Source organism: Lysobacter sp. P5_B9 (assembly GCF_054049835.1).
In genome coordinates this window covers 906184-927071 of sequence record NZ_JBFULP010000001.1, presented here as the reverse complement: position 1 = coordinate 927071, position 20888 = coordinate 906184, and the positions used below count along the sequence as shown (strand labels likewise).

Below are 20888 nucleotides of genomic sequence, written 5' to 3'. Positions count from 1 at the left end.
GACGCGCGCGGAGGGTCGCCATGTACGCCCTGCTCCTTGCGGTTGCGCTGACCCTCCCGGCGCCCGTCGGCGACATGCCCGCCGCGCCCACGACTCCCACGACGGTCCCCGTCCCCGCCGCGCCGGAAGCCGTGATGGCCCTGCCACCGCAGTTGCGCCAGCGCCTGCACGACGAGGTACTGGCCAAGCCCTATGCCCCGCAGGAGCGACTCGATCGCCTGGTGCATTTCATGCTGGACGCGGACGGACTGGGCATCGCCTACCAGGAAGGCGCGACCTATTCGGTCGAGCAGACTTACGCGACACGCGCGGCGAATTGCCTGTCCTTCACCATGCTGTTCGTGGTGCTGGCACGCGAAGCGGGTCTCGACGTGCAACCGCAGGAAATCGCCGAAACGATTTCCTGGCGGCAGGAGGCCGGCATGATCTATCGCAACAACCACGTCAACGCGAGCGTCCGGGCCAATGGACGCAGCTTCACCGTGGATACGGCGGGAGACAAGCTGATCGCGAGGGATCGCCCCGTCCCCATCAACGACCGGCGTCTGCTGGCGCATTACTACAACAACCTGGCAATGCAGCAGCTGGCGCTTGGGACTACGGCCAACGGCCTGGTACTGATGCAGCACGCGCTGGACGCCGATCCTGCCTACGCAGCTTTGTGGAGCAATGCCGGCGTCCTGCGCCTGCATGACGGCGACGTGGCGGGCGCCGAGCGCGCCTACCAGAAAGCGCTGGAACTCAACCCCGAGGAAGACAGTGCGTTGTTCAACATGGTCAGCCTTGCCCATCGCGTTGGCGATGCGCAGCGCGAAGCCGAATTCCGCCGCCGGCTGGCGAAGGTGCAGCAGAAGGACCCGCTGCATCACTTCCTGCAGGCCATGGATTTCGAGCGCAGCGGCGACTATGCGCAGGCGATCGCGCACTACCGGCGCGCGATCCGGCTGCACGCCGGCGAACACCGCTTCTATTCCGCGCTGGCACGGGTCTACCTGAAGGCGGGCAATCCGCGCCGTGCCGGCAAGGCCCTGCTACGGGCGCAGGCACTCAGCGACGGCGCGACGCGCGCCGCTTATCGCGCGCAACTGCAGGAACTGCAAAGGGCGTCGAACTGAATGTGCTCAGCCGCGTTGCCGCGCCATGCGCAGGCTGCGCATCACGCCCGCGATGATCACGCCGGCAAACAGGGGCAGAGGTTCGAAATGGCCTGTCGCGGCGGCGGTAATCGCAGCACACACGGCAGCCAGGACAAGGATGAGGAGGAGATCAAGGCGAGGCACTGGACTTCCGGCTGTTACGGGGGGATGGATCGCAGGAACCGGCCGGCGATCGTTCACCGGCGCAACCCATGTCGGGGGCCCCACTTTCAGCCCAGAGTCTATGTGTGATCGCTATGTGAAGCCTGAATGTCGGCCGCGTTCATCTACATGACGCGGCACGCGATCAACGAATTGTGACCCATTCCCTGTGCTCGCAAACGCGCGCGGAAATATCCGTCCTGTTTTCCGCTTAACCAGGTGGCTTCATGCAGTTGACCATCCAGGCCTTGCCGTAGCGGTCGGTGAGCATGCCGAACCGCTGTGCCCAGAACGTTTCCTGCAGCGGCATCTGTACGCTGCCGCCCTCGACCAGGGCGGCGTAGATGCGTTCCGCCTCGGCCGGCGTATCGACCGCGATGTTGACGCAGCCGCGGTTCGATGCGTGCTGCGGCGGTCCATCGGCGCCCATCAGCACCGCATTGCCGCTCTCGAGTTGCGAGTGCATCACCCGTGCATGGGTGGCCGGCGGCATTTCGTCCGCCATCGGCGACTCGCCGTAAGTCATGCGCATGGTGACCTGGCCATTGAAGACACGGGCATAGAAATCGAATGCCTCGCGGCATTGCCCGTCGAAATCGAGGTAGGGAATGAATTTCATGGCGTCGCTCCCGCGATGATGGATCCGCACATCGTGGATCTGCACATCCTGATCAGGCCGCCCCGAAGTCGGGCTCTTCCAGTTGTCGCACTTCGCAATCCAGCTCCCACTCGTCTCCGTGGATCAGAAGGAAACGCTGCGTCAGCGCGACGGCTTCTGGCATGGACCCGGCATTCAGCAACGCGAACCCACCGACTACCTCCTTGGCTTCCGTGAACGGCCCGTCGACCACGCTAGTCTTGCCGCCCTTGAGCTTCACGATCGCACCCTCGGACGTGGGCCGTAGTCCGGCGGTATCGAGCAGTACGCCCGACCGGGTCATTTCCTCGATCAGGCGCCCCATGTCCGCCATCAGCTGCTCGCTGGGCTGCTGGCCGTTGTTCTCGTTGATCCGGATCATCGAAAGAAAACGCATCGTGGTACTCCTTGCTGTGGTCATTGGCGACGACCGGCCGAAAGCCGGCTCTCGGAAGGACGACGAACGGGGAGCCACCGGATCGACATACCGCCGCGGACTTCCTCAGGACCGGAAGCGGCCGCGCCTATCTCCCGCGCAACGACCGGAACACCCGCAGGATGGCCTCGGCGCTGCGCGCCGCGTCGTCTTCGGTCGTCGCCCAGTTCGACACCGAGATGCGCATGGCCGCCAGGTCGTGCCAGGTCGTGCCGCTGAGCCAGCAGGTGCCTTCGTCCTGCACGCCGGTCACGACGGCGCGGGTCAGGTCATCGTCCTCGCCGAAGCGCACCAGCACCTGGTTCAGCACCACGTCGTTGAGGACGCCCACGCCCTCCTCCGCGGCCAGCAATGCGGCCATCTGCCGCGCCCGCGCGCAGCAGCCCTCGACCAGCGATTCCACCCCGTCGCGGCCGAGCGTGCGCAGGGTCGCGTATACCGGCACCCCGCGCGCCCGGCGCGAGAATTCCGGCACCCAGTCGACGGCATCGCGTTCCAGTCCACCGGTCTGGATCAGGTACGCGGCGACGGAGGTCATCGCGGTGCGATGGTCCTGCGCATTGCGCACGATCGCGACACCGCAGTCGTACGGCACGTTCAACCACTTGTGCGCATCGGTGGCCCAGGAGTCGGCGAGCTCGATGCCATCGGCCAACGCACGCCGCGACTGGCTGGCGCGTGCCCACAGGCCGAACGCGCCGTCGACGTGCAACCAGGCATCGCGAGCCCGGACGATCCCGGCGATCTCGCGCAATGGATCGAAGGCGCCGGTATTCACGTTGCCCGCCTGGGCGCAGACGATCACCGGGCCTTCCAGCGTCGCCAGCTTTTCCCGCAATGCTTCCGGCAACATGCGGCCCTGCGCGTCGGCTTCCACCCGGTGCAGGGCCCGCGTGCCAATGCCGAGATAGCGCAGCGCCACGTCGATGGTGATGTGGGACTCGGCCGACGTCACCACATGGATGCGCGGCGCGCCGTACAACCCGTCGGCTTCCACATCCCAGCCCGCCCTGCGCAGCACGCCGTGGCGCGCGGCCGCAAGGCAGGTGAAGTTCGCCATCTGGCAGCCGGTGACGAAACCGACGCCGGAGTCGCGAGGCAGGTCGAACAGCTCCCGCAGCCACTGCGCGGCAACCTCTTCCGCCGCCGCGGCCAGCGGTGAAATGACATGGATGCCCGCGTTCTGGTCCCAGGTCGACACCAGCCAGTCCGCCGCCAGCGCGACCGGATAGGCGCCACCGATCACGAAGCCGAAGTAACGCGGCGACGCGCACGCGGATGTTCCCTGCGCCGCCTGCGATGCAAGCAGGTCGAGTACCACGCGTCCGTCCTCGCCTTGTCGCGGCAGCGGGGCACGCAAGGCCGCCATCATTTCGTCGCGGCCATGGCGCGCACCGACGTGCCGATGCGGCAGGTCCTGCAGATAGTCGGACGCAAGCGCATGGGCCTTGTCGAGGCACTGCGCGAACTCAGTGGTGTCGAAGCGGGCCATGTCGTGCTCCGTGCAAGCCAAGAAGGATCGCCTGGCGTGCGCGCCGCGGATCGGCACGCCTGGCATTCGGTGCTGCGACGATCATCGAACCAGCGCGGGAAGGCTAGCCGTGCGCGCGGAGCGTGCGGTCGAACAGCGCCATCGTGCGGCGCCACGCCTCTTTGGCCGCAGCCTCGTCGTAACGCGGCGTGGTGTCGTTGTTGAAGCCGTGCTGCGTATCGGCGGGCTGGTACAGCGTGTACTTCACCCCCGCCGCCTTCAGCGCGGCTTCGTACGCCGGCCAGGCCGTGTTGATGCGCTCGTCGTTCGCGGCCAGCACCACCAGCATTTCGGCCTTGATTTTGGGCACATCCTCCAGCGCGGGCGGGCTGCCGTAGAACGGCGCCGCGGCGGCGAGGTGGGGCAGCCGCGTCGCGAGGAAGTTGACCATGCCGCCGCCGTAGCAGAAGCCGACCGCGCCCATGCGTCCGCTGCCGCCTTCCACGTGCGCCAGCAGGTCGGCGGCCGCAAGGAAGTCCTCGCGGGTCTTGGCCTGGTCGAGCTTGGCGAACTCGGCGCGGGCCTTGTCCTCGTCGCCCGGATAGCCGCCCAGCGGAAACAGCGCGTCCGGCGCGAAGGCGATGAAGCCGTCCAGCGCCAGCCGGCGCGCGATGTCCTCAATGTGCGGATTGAGCCCGCGGTTCTCGTGCACCACCAGCACCTGCGGCAGCGGTCCCTTCGCATTCGTCGGCTTCACCAGGTAGCCGCGGGCCTTGCCATAGCCCTTGGGCGAGGGAAACTCGACGAACTTCGCGGACAGCCGCTTGTCATCCGGCTTCACCTGCTGCGCCGACGCGAACTGCGGACTCAAGGCCGCCAGCAGTCCTGCCGCCGTCGTGGCGCCGACGGCAAAGCGCGCCGCACCGGTGAGGAAACCGCGCCGGTCGATGATGCCGTGCACGTACTGGTCGAACAGTTGCAGCACTTCCGGATCGAAGTCGCTGGCCCGCTGGCGTGGAGGTGTCGGCATGAGGTGCTCCGGTGGTAGACGGTGATCCGCGAAAAGCTACCCGGTGGGATGTTAGTGCGATGCGCATTGCCGCTGCGACCAGAGGACGCCATTGATTCGTTGCGGTCGCGCCGGGCCGCATCATGCCGGGAGGATGAAGCGACATCCAATCCGCGGTCCAGCCCTTTCGACCCAGGCCCGTCGACCAGGACCGTTTGACGCAGCGCCAACCCGTGGTCTGTTTTCATCGCGTCCGTGCACCCGCGCACGCCGGCTGGAGTCCCCATGAAAAAGTTCCTTGCCATCTATACCGGCTCGGCCGCGTCCATGGACACATGGAAATCGATGGACGCAGGCCAGCGCGCCGCGAAAGAGCGTGCCGGGATGGAAGCCTGGAAAAAGTGGGCAACCGACAACGGATCGTCCATCGTCGACCCGGGAGCGCCGCTGGGAAAAACCAGGCGGGCAGCGCCCGGCGGCATTTCCGAAACCCGCAACAACATGACGGCCTACACGGTCGTGCAGGCCGAATCGCACGAAGCGGCGGCACGACTGTTCGAGAACCATCCGCACTTCACGATCTTTCCCGGCGACGGCATCGAGATCATGGAATGCCTGCCGTTGCCGGAGATGTGAGGTTCACGACTCGGGAAACCCGGCCCGTCGCAGTGCCCCGGCGAGGTGGTCGATGTCGGACTGGCGCTTGAACGGAAGCTTCGCGAAGTAGCGTTGGATCGAGAAATCGGGTTGCGCGGCCATGCAATCGGCGACATCGCGTCGCGCCGCCTGCATGTCCCCGAGCAGTGCATTGTTCGCGGCCCTCGGGGCCATATGCCGGTAATGGCGGTCGGCCACATGGTTGAACATTTCAGCTGCTTCCCGGTAGCGGTGCGTCAGCAGCAGGGCCATGCCGTATTCGCGCCAGTACCACGGGGGGTCGAAGTACGGATCGATCTGCCGCGCCCGCTCGAACCAGGCGAGCGCCTGTCCTGCCTCGCCGAGGTAGTTGAGCATCATCCCCATGTCGGCGACATTCCACTGGTTGCTCGGATTGAGCTCTACCGCGCGCCGGATGTGCTGCGCGCACAGGTCGAAGTCGCCGCGCAGCTGGCAGACCTGGGCCAGGATCGAATGGCAGGTGCTCTCGTCAGGATCGAGCTCGACTCCGCGCATTGCCAGGGCCAGGGCTTCGTCCAGTGCGGCGTCTTCGCCGACCGGATCGTCGTACCACTGCCCATAGCGCATGGCCGCGAGCAGTGCGTGCGCAAAACCATAGTCCGGATCGAGCGCGATCGCCTGTTCGAACAGCCTGGTCGCGTTCGCGCGTCCCTCCGGCTCGGCCCACGGCAGCGCATTGCCGCGCAGCACGCATTCGTACGCGGCGAGGCTCGAAGGCGGCTTGCGGCGGGCGCGTTCCGCGTCGCGCGCCTGTACGCGCCCCACCAGCGTCGCGACGATGGTGCCGACGACTTCGTCCTGGACGTCGAAGATCTCCGACAGGGTGCGATCGAACTTCTCCGCCCAGATGTGGTTGCCGGACTCGGCATCGATCAGCTGCGCGGTGATGCGCACGCGCTCGCCCATGCGCCGCACGCTGCCTTCGACGATGAAGCGGACATCGAGCTCGCGCGCCACTTGCTGCACGTCGACGGCCACGCCGCGATGGCGGAACGACGCCGCGCGCGAGCGCACCGCCAGCATGTGCCAACGCGACAGCTCGGTGATGATGTCCTCGGCGAGGCCGTCGCTGAGGAACGCCTGCCCGGGATCGTCGCTCAGGTTGGCAAACGGCAGTACCGCGACCGGTACGGCGGCCACGCCCTTGGTCGCGCGCGAGAGGCTCGCGACCGGCGCGACTGCAACGTTGGCAACCGGCCCGGTGCGCCTGGCCGCATCGTCGACACGGGTGACCGGAGCGATGAAGCGATAGCCCAGCGCATGCACGGTCTGCACGTAACGCGGGTGTTCGCTGTCGTCGCCGAGCGCACGCCGCACCAGTGCAATCGAGCGGTTCAGCACGCCGGGCGTGACATGGCGATGGCCCCACACCGCATCGAGCAGGGCGTCGTGACTGAGCAGTTCGCCTCCGTGCTCGAGCAGTTCGGTGAGTACGCAGAAGGCCTTGGGCTCGAGCGCGACCGGTTGCCCGTCGCGGTACAGCTCGTGCCGTACGGTACTCAGGCGGAAGCGGTCGAAGTCATAGCTCTGCGAACCATTCACCGGCGAAGCATCCAGGTTCCGTGTTCAGTATTGCCAGCCAACGCGTCGTGCGCGCGCATGGCCATTGCCAGCGTAGCCAGTGACTTGTAAGGGGATGTCGGTCGCCCCGCTTCCCCCTCTCGGGTGGCCGCCTGCCAAAGCCCTCTGCCGGACAAACAGTTATGCGAGCGTTAACGCCGGTGGCAGTTGCTGCTCCGGCACACCGGCAGGCCGCGCACGCCGTTGCCAGCAGGCCGGATCGGGCGCGTGCTTCGCTAATTGCCTCCGCGTGCCTACACTGGTGCATCGCCCCCAAGGAGCCGCCCCCATGGCCAAGCCCAATTATTCGTTCGAAAAGCGCCAGCGCGAAATCGCCAAGAAGAAGAAGCAGGACGAGAAGCAGGCGAAGAAGCAGGCGGCCAAGGACGCTGCGACTCCTTCCGAGTCCGACGCGCGTCCGGAAACCCCCACTGCCCGCGGGTGACCCAAGCCGCACAAGTCTGGGTGGATGCCGACGCCTGCCCGGGCGTGATCAAGGACATCCTTTTCCGCGCGGCCGAACGCGCCGGGGTACACGTCACCCTCGTCGCCAACCAGTGGTTGCGCACCCCACCCTCGCGCTTCATCCGCGCCCTGCAAGTGCCGGGCGGCCTCGATGTCGCGGACAGCGCCATCGTCGAACGCGTGCGATCCGGGGACCTCGTGGTCACCCAGGACATCCCCCTGGCGGCCCTGGTGGTGGACAAGGGCGCGATCGCCATCAACCCACGGGGCGAGCGCTACACGCCCGACAACATGGCTGAACGCCTCTCGATGCGCAATTTCATGGAAGAACTGCGCGGCAGCGGCGTCCAGACCGGCGGCCCGGCCGCTTTCCACGCCCGCGACCGCCAGGCTTTCGCCAACCAGCTGGATACGTGGCTGGCCCAGCGATCGCGCAGTTAGGTTTCACAAACCCCCGGCTGCAGTCGTGTAGGCTTGGACGGCAAGCCGCTCCATTCGCTGCGTCCCGTCCGACCCAGGTCGACCGCTTCGCTCCCCCCTCACGCGTCATCACCCTCCTGCAGGGTGACGCCCCAATGGGAGCGCCATTGCCAGGTTATTCCACCCGCAAGCTCACACTGACCATAGGCGGCCATGATTGGCGCCTGCGCGTACTCAGCGATCTGCAGCAGTTCGGCGATCCCGACGGACATGGCGAACGAATGGGTATTTCCGGCGCGCAATGGAGCCTGTTCGGGCAGGTATGGCCGGCCGGATTGCTGCTGGCCCAGGCGATGCACCGTTTTGAACTCGATGGCGAACGCATCCTGGAACTGGGGTGCGGCATCGGCCTGGCCAGCCTGGTCCTGCAAAGGCGTGGTGCCGACATCGTCGCCAGCGACATCCATCCGCTGGCCGAGCCCTTTCTCGCCTACAACGCAGCGTTGAACGAGTTGCCGGCGGTGCACTACCGGCAGATGAGCTGGGATACGCCGCTGCCAACGCTCGGTCTGTTCGACGTCATCATCGCCAGCGACGTGCTCTACGAGCAGGGACATGCGGCGCTGATCACGGACGTGATTGCCCGCCATGCGCATCCAGACGCCCAGGTGCTCGTGACCGACCCGGGGCGTGGCAACAGCGCCCGTTTCACCCGGCTGATGCAGGAACAGGCGTATTCGCTGGACGAGTCGCGTTGCCCCATGTCCGACGACGACCCGCCGCCGCATCGTGGTCGCCTGCTGCACTATCGCCGCGGGACCGCACGGGCAGCGCTGGCATGACTGTCGCAGCACTGCTGCCGCAAGCCGCATCGGCCCATGTCGCCAAGGCCGAATGTTCCAGTTGCGATGCCGTCTGTTGTCGCCTGACCGTCGTATTGCAGCCGGAGGACCGGGTGGCCGGACACCTCACCACGCATACCGAGGCCGGCCTGCACGTGATGGCGCGCGATGAGGAGGGCTGGTGCGTCGCCCTCGACAGCAAGCGCATGTGTTGTTCGATCTATGAAAGCCGCCCCGCCATCTGCCGCAGGTTCCGCATGGGCGGCCCCTATTGCCTCGATATCCGCGCCGACTACGCCGATCGGCGCGCGCGCGGCATTCCACTCGTTCTTTACTAACGGAGACTCCGATGGCTCGCACACCCCCCCCTGCTGACAGGACCTTCCGGAAAAAGGAACCGGATTCCAGGATGCTCACCAGCGAGCGCATCGCCGACGACCTCCAGGCGTTCGAGAAATCCGGCGGCGCCATCGAAGTGCTCGGCATCACCCAGGTGCTCAAGAAACTGGGCGGGACCGAAGCCGTTTCCGACGCCCCCACTGCCGCGCCAGTACGCCCCGGCGCCGGCAGTCGCAAGTCGCGATAGCGACCGGCAGCAACCACACGCACCGCCTGCATCAGGAAAAAACCGCCCGCATGAAGCACCAGATCGCGATATTCAGATTCACCCTTGGCCATGGCCAGAGCATCGGCCCTACCCAGCTGCAGGCCCTGTGGGCAAGCGCCTGCCAGACACCCCACGTCAGCGTGGGGCGCACGCACGGCGCGCGGGGAAGCGACAAGCCGACCTATTCCCTGTACGCCTCGCAGCAGCTGGAAGACCTCCCATACGTCGAACAGCGCCTTCGCCAGTTGCTCGACCAGTGCAAGCTGCGCGCATCGTTGATCTCATTGCACACGCGGTGAGCGCAGGCGGCCGCCCCCCCTCCGGGAACCGCGGCCCTGCCCCGTTCACGCCTTCCAGATCGGTGCAATCCGGACGCATGTCCGCCCCTGAACCTGAACCGAGCAGCACGCAACATTTGCTTTATCCCGCTCAGACCACTACCGTGCCCGGGCTGAGTTCGCCAAGGGTCACCCTGAATCGTGGCCCGATGCTGTAGATCCTGGTTCCACTACATCGTTGCACCCCGCTTCTCCTTGCAACCAGCTTTCCGCCGCACCAGCGGCATTCCATCCGTTCCAAGGAGTTACAACGATGTCCAACCGTGAAACCGGTACTGTCAAGTGGTTCAACGATGCCAAGGGCTTTGGCTTCATCAGCCGTGAAAACGGCGAAGATGTGTTCGTGCATTTCCGCGCGATCCAGTCCCAGGGCTTCAAGAGCCTGCAGGAAGGCCAGAAGGTCTCCTTCGTAGTTGCCAAGGGCCAGAAGGGCCTGCAGGCCGACGAAGTCCAGGCACTCTGAGTACCTGCAACGCCTCCGGGCGTTGAATTAAGAATAGAAAGCCCGGCTAACGCCGGGCTTTCTTTTTGCGTGCCGGTTTTGCGCGCGTAGCGGCCGGTCAACTGCCGGTGGGCACGATGCTCGCGGTCTCGACCATCAGCACGACGGTCTTCTCCGGCGCACGCGGGCGATGGCGCAGGCCCTTGGTGACGACGAAACCCTGCCCCGGCCCGAGTTCCACCGTGCGGCCCTCGAGATCGATCAGGAAACGCCCGCTCACCACGAAGAAGAACTCGTCTTCGGTCTCATGGTGGTGCCAGTGGTATTCACCGTGCAGCACGCCCAGCCGCACCACGGACTCGTTCACCGCACATAGCGTCTGGTTGTACCAGGGATGGGTATTGGCCTTTACCAGGGCCGGGACATCAATCACCTCCCCGGCCGGATACAGGATGTTGAGGCGGGTGTCGTAGGGGGATGCGTCGTCAGCGTCGGTCATGACATCACTCGCACGGGAAAATGACGACATTACGCCGGGAAGCCCGTGGCGTTAATTCTTCGCCGCGCCGACTTCCGTTTTTGTCACCGACGCAATGCGATCCCTCTGCCGGGACCAGGCGGTTTTCGCGAATCGCCGCAGTACTTCGCGGTCGGACGGGGCGAATGGCGAGTCGCTGTCGCAATGCTCGAGCAGCAAGCGCAGGTCCTGCATTACCCCCAGTTGCTCGGCGAGGCTCTTGTCGAACAGCGACGCCGGCAACTCCAGTCCCGCCCCGACGCAGGCGCGTTGCTGCTGCGAAAGTCGGCGCATGCGGCGCCGCCAGCGATGCCAGTCCTCCATGCCTCCGTCATCGCGGACCTTTCCACGGGCCGAATCGATGCGCTGCGAGGATCGCGCCAGGGCCTCTGCCAGCTGCGCGGGTGAGATCCCGTCCCAGGGCAACCCTGCCAGCGCCGCACACAGCGTCGCCAGCAACGCACGGGCCCGCGCGAGTTCCTCAGCCAGCTCCGGTCGCCGCGCCATGGCGGCCCGATCGGCCTTGCCCTTGCGAAGCGCGCGCCGCAGCAGACGCAGCGTGGGCTCGTCGCGTGCCTTGCCGGCGAGCCGGCCCAGGACTTCCACCAGGGCCTGCGCATCGCGCAGCTCCGACAGGCCGCGATTGACCCGACGCAATTCGCGTTCAAGCAGGACTGCGCCAGGCCCCAGCACCGGATCGCCCAACGCCAACGCCGCGCGTGCGCGCCGCATGCCCTTGCGCGCGCGATGGACGCCAGCGTGCAAGTGGTGACCTGCACGCGCATCGAGCCCGGCAGCGGCGGCCTCGAGCTCGGCGCTCACGTAACCGCGCAGGGCGCTGCCCAGATCCGCTGCTGGCATGGGGGACGTGGCTTCCGGCCCTCGAGATCGAACATGCATGGCTGGCCCGCCCGGCATCACAGGGTCCGCAGGAAAGCACGCGTGCGCCGCAGGGCCTCGACGGACTCGGGATGCGACAGGTCGAACTGGTATTCGTGCGGCAGCGGCGGCGCCAGGTCGGCCGGGTAGAACAGCGTTTCCGTGCGCACGCCGTTGCGCTCCAGCGCCTCGGCCAGCGCCAGCGATTGCGGTGCCAACGGATCGCCGTTGCCGACGCTCACGAACGTGGGAGGAAACAGGGCGGTGACGTGCGGTACCACGGAGAATTCCTCCATCGTCGCCAGCGGGGGCTTCTGCGCACCGAAGTACGACCACATGACCGTGCGCAGGAACCAGGACGACGATGACTTGCGCGCCATCAGCCGCGCATCGTGCGGGCCACAGAACAATACGGCGCCACGCAACTGCGCGCGCGTGATCGCGGGGGGCACACCCATTGCCTGTGAGTAGTCCGGCGACGACACCAGCGCCGCCAGCTGCCCGGCGAGCTGGGCGCCCGCGGAATCCCCACCCAGCACGAAGTGGTCCGGGTCGAGCCCGAGGCGCCTGGCGTTGGTGACCAGGAACGCCAGCGCGCGGTTGAGCTGAAGCACGGGCGTTGGATAGTGCGCCTCCGGTGCCAACGAATAATCCACGGCGACGACCGCGTAGCCATCGCCGGCGAGGATGCGTGCGTAGTTGGCGACCTCCTCGCGGCTGCCCGCCACGAAGCCCCCGCCATGGATCCAGACGATCACCGGCAACTGCCGGTCTTTGGAGGCGGCCGGACGATGGATGTCGAGGAGCGCGTCGGGGTCGCCCGGGTCGTACTGGAGCGCCGCCTGGGTATGGATTCCCGCCGGCACCGATGACTGCAGCTCCTGGTTGGTGGCGGCACCATCGCGCTCGAATAGCCAGCGGATCGCCAGGGCCGACGGCCACGGACTGACGACGCCCGCGAGCATGAGCGCAAGCACGACGGCCGCGAGCGCGCCGATCGCCGTCGACAGGCCTCGGAGCAGGCGACGCCCAAGCGATTGCGACCCGACCATGATGGCCTCGAGGCGGTTGGAGCAGTGATGCTACGCCGAGGCAAGGGCGCGAGGGAGTAGCCTATCCAGGCAGCGGCACTCGCGCCGGGCAGCACCCGCGAGCCACCTGCCCCGGATTTCAGCACCACAGGGCACCCAGTGATCAACAACGACGTATTGCGCAGCATCCGCTACATGCTCGACCTCAGCGACACCAGGGTCGTGGAGATCATCAAACTGGCGGACGCCGGCTTCCCCATCGCGAAGGAGGACGTGCAGGCCTTCCTGAAGAAGGACGACGACGAGGCCTACGTCGAGTGCAGCGACCGGATCCTTGCCCATTTCCTCGATGGACTGGTCTTCTACTGCCGCGGCAAGGACGAGAGCCTGCCGCCACGACCGGTGGAAAAACGTGTCACCAACAACGTGGTGCTGAAGAAGCTCCGTGTCGCCTTCGAGCTCAAGGACGTCGACATGCACCAGGCTTTCGCGGATGCCGGCTTCCCGGTTTCCAAGCCGGAACTGACTGCCCTCTTCCGCCAACCCGACCACAAGAATTTCCGCCTGTGCGGCGACCAGATGCTGCGCAATTTCCTCAAGGGATTGACGCTGCGCGCGCGGGGTGCGGGTCGCACGTGACGACCCGGGTCGCCCCCGATACCGCACGGGAACTGCGCACGTGGCTGCGCTCGCACCGGTCGGTGTTCGTGCTGACAGGTGCCGGCGTCAGCACCAACTCCGGCATTCCCGACTACCGCGGGGCCGACGGACACTGGAAGCGCAGCGCGCCGATCACCTACCAGGCCTTCGTACAGGATCCGGCGATGCGGGCGCGCTATTGGGCGCGCAGCTTCGTGGGCTGGCCCGTGGTCGCACGGGCCCGGCCCAACCGCGCACATGCCGCGCTGGCCACGCTCGAAGCGCAGGGCAAGATCACCGCGCTGGTCACGCAGAACGTCGACGGCCTGCACGCGCGCGCCGGCCAGCAGGCGGTGATCGACCTGCACGGCCGCATCGACCAGGTCATCTGCCTCGAATGTGCGACGCGCCTGCCGCGGGCCTCGGTGCAGGCATTGCTCGCGGACGCACATCCCGACTGGACCGCGATTACCGCCAGCGCCGCCAGCGCCGCCAGCGCAGCACCCGATGGCGACGCCGACCTGGAACACCTCGATTTCAGCCGATTCCAGCCCCCGCCCTGCCCGAACTGCGGCGGCCTGTTGAAACCGGACGTCGTGTTCTTCGGCGAGAACGTGCCACGTGCCCGCGTGGCGGCCGCCGCCGACGCGTTGCAGCAGGCCGACGCCATGCTGGTCGTCGGCTCATCGCTCATGGTGTATTCGGGCTACCGCTTCGCACGCCTGGCCCATGAAGCCGGCCTGCCACTGGCCATCCTTACCCGCGGCGTCACCCGCGCGGACGACCTGGCCTCGCTCAAGCTCCACGCGGACTGCGAAGCCACGCTTGCAGGCGCGGTCGACGCCTGCATGGCCTAGCCTCCGACGCGACGCACGGCGCATCACCGTTAACCCCGCGTGCCTTATCGTATGTGGCACCTACCAGGAGCGACCAACATGAAACACCTGCTCAAGCTTGCCGCCATCGGCACCATCGCGTTCGCGGCACCGGCGCTGGCCGCATTGAAGCCCGGCACCAAGGCTCCCGATTTCAACGCACCGGCCTACCTGGCCGGCAAGCCGTTCACTTTCAAGCTCGCCGACGCGCTGAAGAAGGGTCCGGTCGTGGTGTATTTCTTCCCCGCCGCGCATACCCCCGGCTGCAACATCGAGGCGCACCTGTTCTCGCAGGCCATCGACCAGTTCAAGGCCGAAGGTGCCACGGTCATCGGCGTCACCGCCGGCAACGTGGACCAGCTCGCCGATTTTTCCAGGGAAACCGAACACTGTGGCGGCAAGTTCCCGGTAGCCGCCGACCCTGAGGCGAAGATCGCCAAGCAGTACGATGCGATCCTTTCGCAGAAACCCGAGTGGTCCAACCGGACCTCGTACGTGATCACGAAGTCGGGATCGATCGCTTCCGCGTATTCGGAGCTCAATCCCAACAAGCACGTGCAGGAAACGCTCGACGCGGTGAAGGCGCTAAAGAAATAAGCGGTCCGCGTCGCGTTACCCGATACGAATGGGCAGGTTCACCACATGAACCTGCCCTGTTTTTTGATCACTTGAACATCAGTTCCCGCACCATCATGTCGCCCATGATGTTGCGCATCACCGTGCGCTTGCCCGAGGCTTCGTCGGCCTGCTTGAAGTTCATCTTCGTGACCTTCTCCGAAATCGGGTCCATCTTCGCGTCGAGGCCATCGAACGTAGCCATGTTCGGATAGGTCACCACCAGATACAGATCGGGCTCGTTCGGGTTGTGCGCTTGCGCGCCATAGACGTGGTACTCGGTCACCAGGCCCGCCTTCTTCGACTCGTCCATCACGCGGCGCCAGTTGTCGTTGAGATACGCCATGTAGTTCTCGAATTGCCCGTCGACGATCTTGACCGAAGTGACGATCGTGACGGGTCCGTCCTTGTATGGCCGCTCCTGTGCCAGTGCCGGCACGGCGAACAGCACCAGCAACATGCACACCATCAACCCATACAGACGCTTCATGACGCAGCTCCTCGGCAGGATTGCCGCGCGGCCATCCGCGCAGCGTGACCGGAGCGGAATTCATCCGATCGCAGCGGGAAGAACGCCGGTGCCCCCGGCGCACGGACACCGATTCAGGCATACCTACCCGTTCAGGGGGCCTCCAAGTCGTCGAAACGATTTCCGCCGGATGCGGACCTGGCCGGCGCCGCCACGGCAACGTGGAATGCCAACCAGAGGAAAGGGACTGATCCACGAAACGCGTTTCTCATCCTGCTCTAACGCCAAGGATTCCATCCTCAAGGGTCAGCCACCAACGGAGCCTTGTCATGGCCGTCAAGCCAATCCCTTCCGGCTACCACAGCATCACGCCATCCGCCGTCGTGGATGATGCGAAGAAAGCGATGGAGTTCTACACAAAGGCATTCGACGCCAAGGAAACCTATCGTCTTCCCATGGGCGACAAGATCGGCCACGCGGAAATGCAGATCGGCGATTCCCGTTTCATGCTCTCGGATGAATTCAAGGAGTGGGATGCCCTCAGCCCGAAGTCGAGGGGCGGCTCCACCGGCGGATTCATGATCTATGTGGCCGACGTGGACGCCGCGATCGACCGGGCCGTAAAGGCAGGGGCCAAGCTTGTACAGCCCGCCGAGGACCAGTTCTGGGGCGACCGCATGGGCACCGTGCTCGATCCGTTTGGCCACAAGTGGATGCTGGGCACCCACAAGGAAGACGTCAGCGCCGAGGAAATGAAGCGTCGCGGCGAGGAATGGGTCAAGAACATGCAGGAAAAGACCAAGCACTGAGTCGTTGACCGGCTGCCAATTGGCCCGGCTGCAGCCCGCCCGGTTGCATCGTGCAGCCGGGCACTTCCTGCAAAAGGATGTATTTCCTCGACGTAGCCGCCGAGCGCGGCATGCAGGAGAACCCGTGCCGTCATCGGACACAGTCCCAGCAGGATTAGCTCCAGCAGGATCCGCCGTGGACGCATCCACCAGCGACGCACGCTTCAGCGGCTCCATCGCCGAGCTCTACGAACGGCTGCTGGTGCCGATGACCTTCCAGCCCTTCGCGGATGACCTGGTTGCCAGAATCGCCGCACTGCCGGGTACACGCGTGCTCGAGCTCGCTGCAGGCACCGGTGTGGTGACACGCGGACTGGCTTCGCATCTGCCGGCGGACGTCTCGATCGTCGCTACCGATCTCAACGCACCCATGCTCGAGCTCGCGGCCCGGATGGGCACCGCGCGCCCCGTGACCTGGCAGCAGGCCGATGCGATGCAACTTCCGTTCGAAGACAGCAGCGTCGATACCGTCGCCTGCCAGTTCGGCGTGATGTTCTTTCCCGACAAGGCCAAAGCCTTCGCCGAAGCGCGCCGGGTCCTGCGTCCGGGTGGCACGCTGATCTTCAACACCTGGGATCGCCTGGAGGCGAACACGTTCCCGGACATCGTGACGCGCACGCTGGCAATGGTGTTCCCCGACGACCCGCCCAGGTTCCTGGCGCGGGTTCCGCACGGATACCCCGACCCGGATGTCATCGCGTGCGACCTGGCGGCCGCGGGTTTCAAGTCGCCGCCGCGCATCGCCACCGTCGCCGCGCGCAGCCGGGCGGACACACCGCGGCTGGCCGCCATCGCGTTTTGCATGGGCACGCCGTTGCGCAACGAGATTGAGATGCGCGGTGACGGACAACTGGAGGCCGCGGTCGACGCGAGCGCGGAGGCACTCGCCATGGACACCAACGAGGGCGCCATCGAGGGCGACCTGCAGGCCCACGTGGTGGCGGTCTCGCGCTGACCCCTACGCGAGCAGGTGCCGGATCGCCGGCAGGTATTTCTCGGCGGAACCGGTGTTCACGACGACCACCCGCTCGTTCCGCCGCAGCAATCCACGATCCAGCAGTTGCGGCAGTGCCGCCAGGCAGGCGGCACCCTCGGGACTGATCCACCAGCGGGTGTGTTGCCATACACGCGACAGCTCCGCCGCGATATCGGCTTCCTCCACCGAAACACAGGCACCACCGCTCGCACGCACGATCTGCAGGACACGGAAATGGCCAACGCCTGCCGGGACGTTGAGTCCGAACGCGATCGTGCCGGGACCGGTCTGCGCACTCGTATCGGCAAGACCCGCATCGAAGGCCCGCACCAGCGGCGCCATCGCGGCGCTCTGCACGCAGAGCATGCGCGGGCGCCGCGAGCCGATCAGGCCGAGCGCCTCCAGCTCGTCCCATGCCTTCCACATGCCCAGCACGCCGGTGCCACCGCCCGTGGGATAGACCACTGCGTCCGGCAGCGACCAGAGCGTGTCGCCGGGCGCGGGCTCGGCCAGCTCCAGGCCCAGCGACTTCTTGCCCTCGATGCGCCAGCCTGGCTCCTGGAACGTGGCAACGGAGAACCAACCCTGCGGCAGGTACTTGTCCTTGATGAGCGCACCCGCTTCACGAATGGTCGGGCCGGCGAGTTCGAGCACGATCCGGCCCGGATGCAGGTGAGCCGCTGCGGCGACATTGCCCAGGATCGGTACGGCTGTGTCCGGCGGCATCGCCACCACGGCGGAAAGACCACCCGCGAGTGCGTAGCGCACCAGCGAATCGCCCGCATTGCCCTGCGTCGGCACGGCCAGCCGCGACAGGCCGAGCCGGCGCGCCTGCGCCACCACCATGGCCATGCCGCGGTCCTTGAAACTCTGGGTCGGATTCGCGCCATGCCCGGGATGCGCCCGCCCCTCCTCTTTCACCTTCAGCGCCAAACCGGCAGCCATCGCGACGGGATGGTCGATGTAGTCGAGGAGCGGCGTGCACCCCTCGCCCAGCGCCACGATGTGCGCGGCATCGACAGGATCCGTGGCGTCGAGGGCCATCAGTGCGCCGAAGCGCCACATGTCACGGCGCGCCGGGTGATACCAGGCGGCATCGGGATGCGCATGGGCGAGCCGCGCAAGGTCGAGCACCATCTCGACCGGGCGGCCATCGACGGGGTCGAGGTTCATGGGCACGTCGGCCGGATACATCTGCCCGGATGACACGCCACGAAGGCCGCAGACAAATCCCATTCTCTTCCCCTCGATCCCGGCCATTCCAGCGGGCGGCTGTCGATCATGGCATGCCCGCGAGGGGCATGACTTTCGACATAGACAAAAAGGTCTAGACAAATAGTTCTACATGTCCCAGGATGGCGCCAGACCTGGAAACGGCAGTGACCCGATGCCCCGCAAGTCCGTCAAGACACCCAAGCCCACCGCCGCCGAACTCGACCTGCTGCGGGTGATCTGGCGCCTGGGTCCTTCCACGGTGAAGGACGCGCATCAGGCGCAACTCAAGGAACGTCCGGACCTGGCCTATGCCAATGTCCTGCGGCTGATGCAGGTGATGCATGCCAAGGGTCTCCTGCTGCGGGACGAAAGCCAGCGCTCGCACGTCTACCGCACGGCGCATGCACAGGACGCCCTGCGCACCAACCTGCTCAAGGATCTGATCCAGAAGGCCTTCGCCGGCTCGGGCAAGGAGCTCGTGCTCGCGGCACTGAGCGATCACGTCACCGCCCGGGAGCGCGAAGAAATCAAGCAGCTCCTGAAGGCGAATGCGGCCGGGGAGAACACCGATGACTGAGTGGCAGACACTGCTGGTACCCGCGCTCGGCCATGCGTTGCTGCACTTCCTGTGGCAAGGCGCGCTGATCGGATTGACCGCCGCGATCGTGTTGCAACTGCTGCGCGATGCTCGCCCGCAGCTGCGCTACGCCGTCGCCTGCCTGGCCCTGCTCGCCTGCGCGCTGGTGCCGATGCTCGGCGTACTGCTCGAACTGCGCGCGGCTTCGCCGATGACAGCCCCTGGCATGGTTGCCATCGCGGCAACGTCCGTGACGATGGCGACGCAACAGGTGTTCACCGCCCACGCCTGGCCCGCGGATTTCGATCTTGCATTGCCATGGATCGTCGCCGCATGGGCAGCGGGGGCCGGCTCGCTGTCGCTGCGCATGACGCTCGGCGTGATCTGGATCCAGCGCCTGCGCAACACACCGCAGGGCGAGATGCATGCCGCATGGCAGGCACGCCTGGACGCCCTCGCCTCGCGCTTCGGTCTCAAGGGCGTCGCCCTGCGCGTGGTCGATGCACTCGACTCGCCGGCTTCCGCGGGCTGGTGGCGGCCGGTGGTCCTCTTGCCTGCCGCCCTGCTCACGCGCATGCCGGTCGACCTGATCGAGGCGCTGCTGGCCCATGAACTCGCCCATATCCGCCGCCACGACTACCTGGTGAACCTGATGCAGGGCGCGGTCGAAGCGCTGCTGTTCTATCACCCCGTCACGTGGTGGCTGTCGCGCCGCATCCGCATCGAGCGCGAACTCATCGCCGACCAGCTGGCGGCGCAGGCGACCGGCGAGCCGCGCCGTCTCGCCTTCGCGCTGTCCGAGCTGTCCGAGCTCCGCCAAACCCGTTGCCCCTCGCTCCATCTCGCGCAAGCCGCCCACGGAGGCCATCTCATGTCGCGCATCGAACACCTCGTCCGTCCCGGCCGCCGCAGCACCGCCGGCAGGCTCGCCTTCCCGGTGCTCGGCGTCGCCGCCGCGTGCATCGCCTTCTATGCCCATGCGCAGATCGGCGATGCCCAACGCGTCGAAGCCGCCAAGGCCGACGTTGTGGCGCCGGTGTCCCAGGCCGCACCCGCGACCCGGGCCATGCCGGTCTCGCAAGCCGCGCCCGTTTCGCAAGCCGCGCCCGCCTCACAACCCGTCGAGGTCACCCAGGTCGCGCAGGCGACGCCTGCCTCCGCACCGACAACGCGCCTCCACGTGGGCAGCAAGCCGCGGGAAGCCTATGCACTGGTACCCAAGGACGGCGATGAAATCACCATGTCCGGTTCCGTAGACGACCTGCCCGCCATCAAGCGCGCTCAACGCAACATCAATGCCGACTTCATCTGGTTCCGCCACGACAAGCAATCGTATGTGGTGTCGGACCCGGGCATCGTCGCGCGCGCCAACGACGCATGGCGCGAGAGCCAAAAGCTGGGCGCGCAGATGGAGGCGCTTGGCAACGAGATGGAAGGACACGGGGCGAAGATGGAGCAGCTCGGTGCCCAGATGGAAAAACTGTCCGAAGGCAGCGGGAAGAACGCCGCGATGGAAGCTGCGGCAAAGCGCATGGAGTTGCTGGCCGCGCAGCAGGAGACGCTGGCGGCAAAGCAATCGCGACTGGCCGCGTCCATGCACGATGGCACCGACGCCCAACGCGAACAGATCGAACGCCAGATGGAGACGCTGTCACAGCAACAGGATGCGCTGTCCCGGCAGATGGACCAGCAATCCGAAGTGATGGATGCCGAATCCGCGCGCATGGAAGCCCGGATGCAGCCGATGGAGGCGCTGGGCCGCAAGATGGAGGAAGCCGGCAAGCCGATGGAAGCGCTCGGCAAGCGGATGGAAGTCCTGGGCAAGCAACAGGAAAAGCTCATCGACCAGGCGGAGCGTGAAATGGACAAGCTGCTGACAGAAGCCATGAACAAAGGGCTGGCCAAACCAGCACCGGCCAGCCAGCAGTGATCGGCCAGCAGTGATCGGCCAGCAGTGATCGGCATGCCCGCCTGCCGCCTACCCATGGGCGGCAGGCCGGCGAGGCGCTGACTCAGCGCAGGCTGAGCAAGTCAGTCCAACTTC

The 20888-nt window shown here is 66.3% G+C and carries 27 protein-coding genes; 16 read left to right on the top strand and 11 right to left on the bottom strand.

What is annotated here, in order from left to right; genetic code table 11:
* The first annotated feature begins 20 nt into the window (after positions 1-20).
* The gene (locus ACXJJ9_RS04490; RefSeq protein WP_457096004.1) at positions 21-1115 is read left to right on the top strand and encodes a tetratricopeptide repeat protein; all 1095 of its coding nucleotides are present in this window, start codon (positions 21-23) and stop codon (positions 1113-1115) included.
* A gap of 6 nt (positions 1116-1121) precedes the next feature.
* Here the strand turns inward: ACXJJ9_RS04490 and ACXJJ9_RS04485 are convergent, their stop codons facing one another.
* From ACXJJ9_RS04485 to ACXJJ9_RS04465, 5 genes are all read right to left on the bottom strand, one after another.
* Positions 1122-1280 carry a hypothetical protein gene (locus ACXJJ9_RS04485; RefSeq protein WP_310052335.1) on the bottom strand — a complete coding sequence of 53 codons (159 nt, stop codon included), beginning with the start codon at positions 1278-1280 and terminating at the stop codon, positions 1122-1124.
* Positions 1281-1509: 229 nt separating this feature from the next.
* Positions 1510-1917: a VOC family protein gene (locus ACXJJ9_RS04480; protein ID WP_457096003.1), complete on the bottom strand. Its 408-nt coding sequence runs from the start codon at positions 1915-1917 to the stop codon at positions 1510-1512.
* 52 nt (positions 1918-1969) lie between these two features.
* Positions 1970-2332 carry a YciI family protein gene (locus ACXJJ9_RS04475; RefSeq protein ID WP_457096002.1) on the bottom strand — a complete coding sequence of 121 codons (363 nt, stop codon included), beginning with the start codon at positions 2330-2332 and terminating at the stop codon, positions 1970-1972.
* A 127-nt stretch (positions 2333-2459) separates the two neighbouring features.
* Positions 2460-3863 (bottom strand): pyridoxal phosphate-dependent decarboxylase family protein, encoded by a 1404-nt coding sequence (locus ACXJJ9_RS04470; RefSeq protein ID WP_457096001.1) that lies wholly within the window; start codon positions 3861-3863, stop codon positions 2460-2462.
* Between the two features lie 103 nt (positions 3864-3966).
* Positions 3967-4872: a dienelactone hydrolase family protein gene (locus ACXJJ9_RS04465; protein WP_457096000.1), complete on the bottom strand. Its 906-nt coding sequence runs from the start codon at positions 4870-4872 to the stop codon at positions 3967-3969.
* A 264-nt stretch (positions 4873-5136) separates the two neighbouring features.
* On the opposite strand from ACXJJ9_RS04465, the gene ACXJJ9_RS04460 reads away from it, so the two are divergent.
* Positions 5137-5487 (top strand): hypothetical protein, encoded by a 351-nt coding sequence (locus ACXJJ9_RS04460; protein WP_457095999.1) that lies wholly within the window; start codon positions 5137-5139, stop codon positions 5485-5487.
* 3 nt (positions 5488-5490) lie between these two features.
* Here the strand turns inward: ACXJJ9_RS04460 and ACXJJ9_RS04455 are convergent, their stop codons facing one another.
* Positions 5491-7071, bottom strand: a complete 1581-nt coding sequence (locus tag ACXJJ9_RS04455; RefSeq protein ID WP_457095998.1) for a winged helix-turn-helix domain-containing tetratricopeptide repeat protein — start codon at positions 7069-7071, stop codon at positions 5491-5493.
* Positions 7072-7378: 307 nt separating this feature from the next.
* Between ACXJJ9_RS04455 and ACXJJ9_RS04450 the strand changes: the two genes are divergently transcribed.
* The 7 genes from ACXJJ9_RS04450 (at position 7379) to ACXJJ9_RS04420 (ending at position 10224) form a co-directional block, all read left to right on the top strand.
* Positions 7379-7534 (top strand): hypothetical protein, encoded by a 156-nt coding sequence (locus tag ACXJJ9_RS04450; protein WP_457095997.1) that lies wholly within the window; start codon positions 7379-7381, stop codon positions 7532-7534.
* A gap of 20 nt (positions 7535-7554) precedes the next feature.
* A complete protein-coding gene (locus tag ACXJJ9_RS04445) occupies positions 7555-7995 on the top strand; it encodes a YaiI/YqxD family protein (RefSeq protein ID WP_457096159.1) in 441 nt (146 codons plus the stop codon).
* Positions 7996-8141: 146 nt separating this feature from the next.
* On the top strand, positions 8142-8816 hold the full coding sequence (locus ACXJJ9_RS04440) for a class I SAM-dependent methyltransferase (RefSeq protein WP_457095996.1): 675 nt from the start codon (positions 8142-8144) through the stop codon (positions 8814-8816).
* On the top strand, positions 8813-9154 hold the full coding sequence (locus ACXJJ9_RS04435; protein WP_457095995.1) for a YkgJ family cysteine cluster protein: 342 nt from the start codon (positions 8813-8815) through the stop codon (positions 9152-9154). The genes ACXJJ9_RS04440 and ACXJJ9_RS04435 overlap by 4 nt, the downstream gene beginning before the upstream one ends.
* Before the next feature lie 71 nt (positions 9155-9225).
* Positions 9226-9402 (top strand): hypothetical protein, encoded by a 177-nt coding sequence (locus ACXJJ9_RS04430; protein WP_310052304.1) that lies wholly within the window; start codon positions 9226-9228, stop codon positions 9400-9402.
* Between the two features lie 50 nt (positions 9403-9452).
* Positions 9453-9722: a hypothetical protein gene (locus ACXJJ9_RS04425; protein WP_310052302.1), complete on the top strand. Its 270-nt coding sequence runs from the start codon at positions 9453-9455 to the stop codon at positions 9720-9722.
* Between the two features lie 292 nt (positions 9723-10014).
* Positions 10015-10224 (top strand): cold-shock protein, encoded by a 210-nt coding sequence (locus tag ACXJJ9_RS04420; RefSeq protein WP_310052300.1) that lies wholly within the window; start codon positions 10015-10017, stop codon positions 10222-10224.
* A 97-nt stretch (positions 10225-10321) separates the two neighbouring features.
* On the opposite strand, the gene ACXJJ9_RS04415 is transcribed toward ACXJJ9_RS04420, so the two are convergent.
* Genes ACXJJ9_RS04415 through ACXJJ9_RS04405 form a run of 3 tightly spaced genes read right to left on the bottom strand, consistent with a single transcriptional unit; the run spans position 10322 to position 12651 of the window.
* Positions 10322-10702, bottom strand: coding sequence for a cupin domain-containing protein (locus ACXJJ9_RS04415; protein ID WP_457095994.1), 381 nt, complete (start codon positions 10700-10702; stop codon positions 10322-10324).
* 51 nt (positions 10703-10753) lie between these two features.
* Complete coding sequence (locus ACXJJ9_RS04410) at positions 10754-11581, bottom strand: CHAD domain-containing protein (RefSeq protein ID WP_457095993.1); 828 nt, start codon at positions 11579-11581, stop codon at positions 10754-10756.
* Positions 11582-11637: 56 nt separating this feature from the next.
* Entirely contained in the window at positions 11638-12651 is a 1014-nt protein-coding gene (locus tag ACXJJ9_RS04405; RefSeq protein WP_457095992.1) for an alpha/beta hydrolase, read from the bottom strand.
* A gap of 138 nt (positions 12652-12789) precedes the next feature.
* On the opposite strand from ACXJJ9_RS04405, the gene ACXJJ9_RS04400 reads away from it, so the two are divergent.
* The 3 genes from ACXJJ9_RS04400 (at position 12790) to ACXJJ9_RS04390 (ending at position 14741) form a co-directional block, all read left to right on the top strand.
* Complete coding sequence (locus tag ACXJJ9_RS04400) at positions 12790-13269, top strand: DUF1456 family protein (RefSeq protein ID WP_457095991.1); 480 nt, start codon at positions 12790-12792, stop codon at positions 13267-13269.
* A complete protein-coding gene (locus ACXJJ9_RS04395; protein WP_457095990.1) occupies positions 13266-14126 on the top strand; it encodes an NAD-dependent protein deacetylase in 861 nt (286 codons plus the stop codon). Before ACXJJ9_RS04400 ends, ACXJJ9_RS04395 begins: the two co-directional genes overlap by 4 nt.
* A gap of 78 nt (positions 14127-14204) precedes the next feature.
* The gene (locus tag ACXJJ9_RS04390; RefSeq protein WP_457095989.1) at positions 14205-14741 is read left to right on the top strand and encodes a peroxiredoxin; all 537 of its coding nucleotides are present in this window, start codon (positions 14205-14207) and stop codon (positions 14739-14741) included.
* A 67-nt stretch (positions 14742-14808) separates the two neighbouring features.
* Here the strand turns inward: ACXJJ9_RS04390 and ACXJJ9_RS04385 are convergent, their stop codons facing one another.
* The gene (locus tag ACXJJ9_RS04385; protein ID WP_457095988.1) at positions 14809-15249 is read right to left on the bottom strand and encodes a hypothetical protein; all 441 of its coding nucleotides are present in this window, start codon (positions 15247-15249) and stop codon (positions 14809-14811) included.
* Positions 15250-15557: 308 nt separating this feature from the next.
* Between ACXJJ9_RS04385 and ACXJJ9_RS04380 the strand changes: the two genes are divergently transcribed.
* Together ACXJJ9_RS04380 and ACXJJ9_RS04375 are read left to right on the top strand one after the other, a co-directional pair.
* Positions 15558-16037: a VOC family protein gene (locus tag ACXJJ9_RS04380; RefSeq protein WP_310052283.1), complete on the top strand. Its 480-nt coding sequence runs from the start codon at positions 15558-15560 to the stop codon at positions 16035-16037.
* Positions 16038-16212: 175 nt separating this feature from the next.
* Positions 16213-17031 (top strand): class I SAM-dependent methyltransferase, encoded by an 819-nt coding sequence (locus tag ACXJJ9_RS04375; RefSeq protein ID WP_457095987.1) that lies wholly within the window; start codon positions 16213-16215, stop codon positions 17029-17031.
* Between the two features lie 3 nt (positions 17032-17034).
* Here ACXJJ9_RS04375 and ACXJJ9_RS04370 read toward each other — a convergent pair whose 3' ends face one another.
* The gene (locus ACXJJ9_RS04370) at positions 17035-18288 is read right to left on the bottom strand and encodes a threonine synthase (RefSeq protein ID WP_457095986.1); all 1254 of its coding nucleotides are present in this window, start codon (positions 18286-18288) and stop codon (positions 17035-17037) included.
* A gap of 151 nt (positions 18289-18439) precedes the next feature.
* Between ACXJJ9_RS04370 and ACXJJ9_RS04365 the strand changes: the two genes are divergently transcribed.
* A complete protein-coding gene (locus ACXJJ9_RS04365; RefSeq protein WP_457095985.1) occupies positions 18440-18844 on the top strand; it encodes a BlaI/MecI/CopY family transcriptional regulator in 405 nt (134 codons plus the stop codon).
* Positions 18837-20774 (top strand): M56 family metallopeptidase, encoded by a 1938-nt coding sequence (locus tag ACXJJ9_RS04360; protein ID WP_457095984.1) that lies wholly within the window; start codon positions 18837-18839, stop codon positions 20772-20774. The genes ACXJJ9_RS04365 and ACXJJ9_RS04360 overlap by 8 nt, the downstream gene beginning before the upstream one ends.
* The last annotated feature ends 114 nt before the right edge of the window (positions 20775-20888 follow it).

What these genes read in the sequence shown, in the direction of transcription:
- ACXJJ9_RS04490 (WP_457096004.1), top strand. Translation starts at nt 21, where the DNA reads ATGTACGCCCTGCTCCTTGCGGTTGCGCTGACCCTCCCGGCGCCCGTC.
- ACXJJ9_RS04480 (WP_457096003.1), bottom strand. Translation starts at nt 1,917, where the DNA reads ATGAAATTCATTCCCTACCTCGATTTCGACGGGCAATGCCGCGAGGCA.
- ACXJJ9_RS04475 (WP_457096002.1), bottom strand. Translation starts at nt 2,332, where the DNA reads ATGCGTTTTCTTTCGATGATCCGGATCAACGAGAACAACGGCCAGCAG.
- ACXJJ9_RS04470 (WP_457096001.1), bottom strand. Translation starts at nt 3,863, where the DNA reads ATGGCCCGCTTCGACACCACTGAGTTCGCGCAGTGCCTCGACAAGGCC.
- ACXJJ9_RS04465 (WP_457096000.1), bottom strand. Translation starts at nt 4,872, where the DNA reads ATGCCGACACCTCCACGCCAGCGGGCCAGCGACTTCGATCCGGAAGTG.
- ACXJJ9_RS04460 (WP_457095999.1), top strand. Translation starts at nt 5,137, where the DNA reads ATGAAAAAGTTCCTTGCCATCTATACCGGCTCGGCCGCGTCCATGGAC.
- ACXJJ9_RS04450 (WP_457095997.1), top strand. Translation starts at nt 7,379, where the DNA reads ATGGCCAAGCCCAATTATTCGTTCGAAAAGCGCCAGCGCGAAATCGCC.
- ACXJJ9_RS04435 (WP_457095995.1), top strand. Translation starts at nt 8,813, where the DNA reads ATGACTGTCGCAGCACTGCTGCCGCAAGCCGCATCGGCCCATGTCGCC.
- ACXJJ9_RS04430 (WP_310052304.1), top strand. Translation starts at nt 9,226, where the DNA reads ATGCTCACCAGCGAGCGCATCGCCGACGACCTCCAGGCGTTCGAGAAA.
- ACXJJ9_RS04425 (WP_310052302.1), top strand. Translation starts at nt 9,453, where the DNA reads ATGAAGCACCAGATCGCGATATTCAGATTCACCCTTGGCCATGGCCAG.
- ACXJJ9_RS04420 (WP_310052300.1), top strand. Translation starts at nt 10,015, where the DNA reads ATGTCCAACCGTGAAACCGGTACTGTCAAGTGGTTCAACGATGCCAAG.
- ACXJJ9_RS04415 (WP_457095994.1), bottom strand. Translation starts at nt 10,702, where the DNA reads ATGACCGACGCTGACGACGCATCCCCCTACGACACCCGCCTCAACATC.
- ACXJJ9_RS04410 (WP_457095993.1), bottom strand. Translation starts at nt 11,581, where the DNA reads ATGCCAGCAGCGGATCTGGGCAGCGCCCTGCGCGGTTACGTGAGCGCC.
- ACXJJ9_RS04405 (WP_457095992.1), bottom strand. Translation starts at nt 12,651, where the DNA reads ATGGTCGGGTCGCAATCGCTTGGGCGTCGCCTGCTCCGAGGCCTGTCG.
- ACXJJ9_RS04390 (WP_457095989.1), top strand. Translation starts at nt 14,205, where the DNA reads ATGAAACACCTGCTCAAGCTTGCCGCCATCGGCACCATCGCGTTCGCG.
- ACXJJ9_RS04385 (WP_457095988.1), bottom strand. Translation starts at nt 15,249, where the DNA reads ATGAAGCGTCTGTATGGGTTGATGGTGTGCATGTTGCTGGTGCTGTTC.
- ACXJJ9_RS04380 (WP_310052283.1), top strand. Translation starts at nt 15,558, where the DNA reads ATGGCCGTCAAGCCAATCCCTTCCGGCTACCACAGCATCACGCCATCC.
- ACXJJ9_RS04370 (WP_457095986.1), bottom strand. Translation starts at nt 18,288, where the DNA reads ATGGGATTTGTCTGCGGCCTTCGTGGCGTGTCATCCGGGCAGATGTAT.
- ACXJJ9_RS04365 (WP_457095985.1), top strand. Translation starts at nt 18,440, where the DNA reads ATGCCCCGCAAGTCCGTCAAGACACCCAAGCCCACCGCCGCCGAACTC.
- ACXJJ9_RS04360 (WP_457095984.1), top strand. Translation starts at nt 18,837, where the DNA reads ATGACTGAGTGGCAGACACTGCTGGTACCCGCGCTCGGCCATGCGTTG.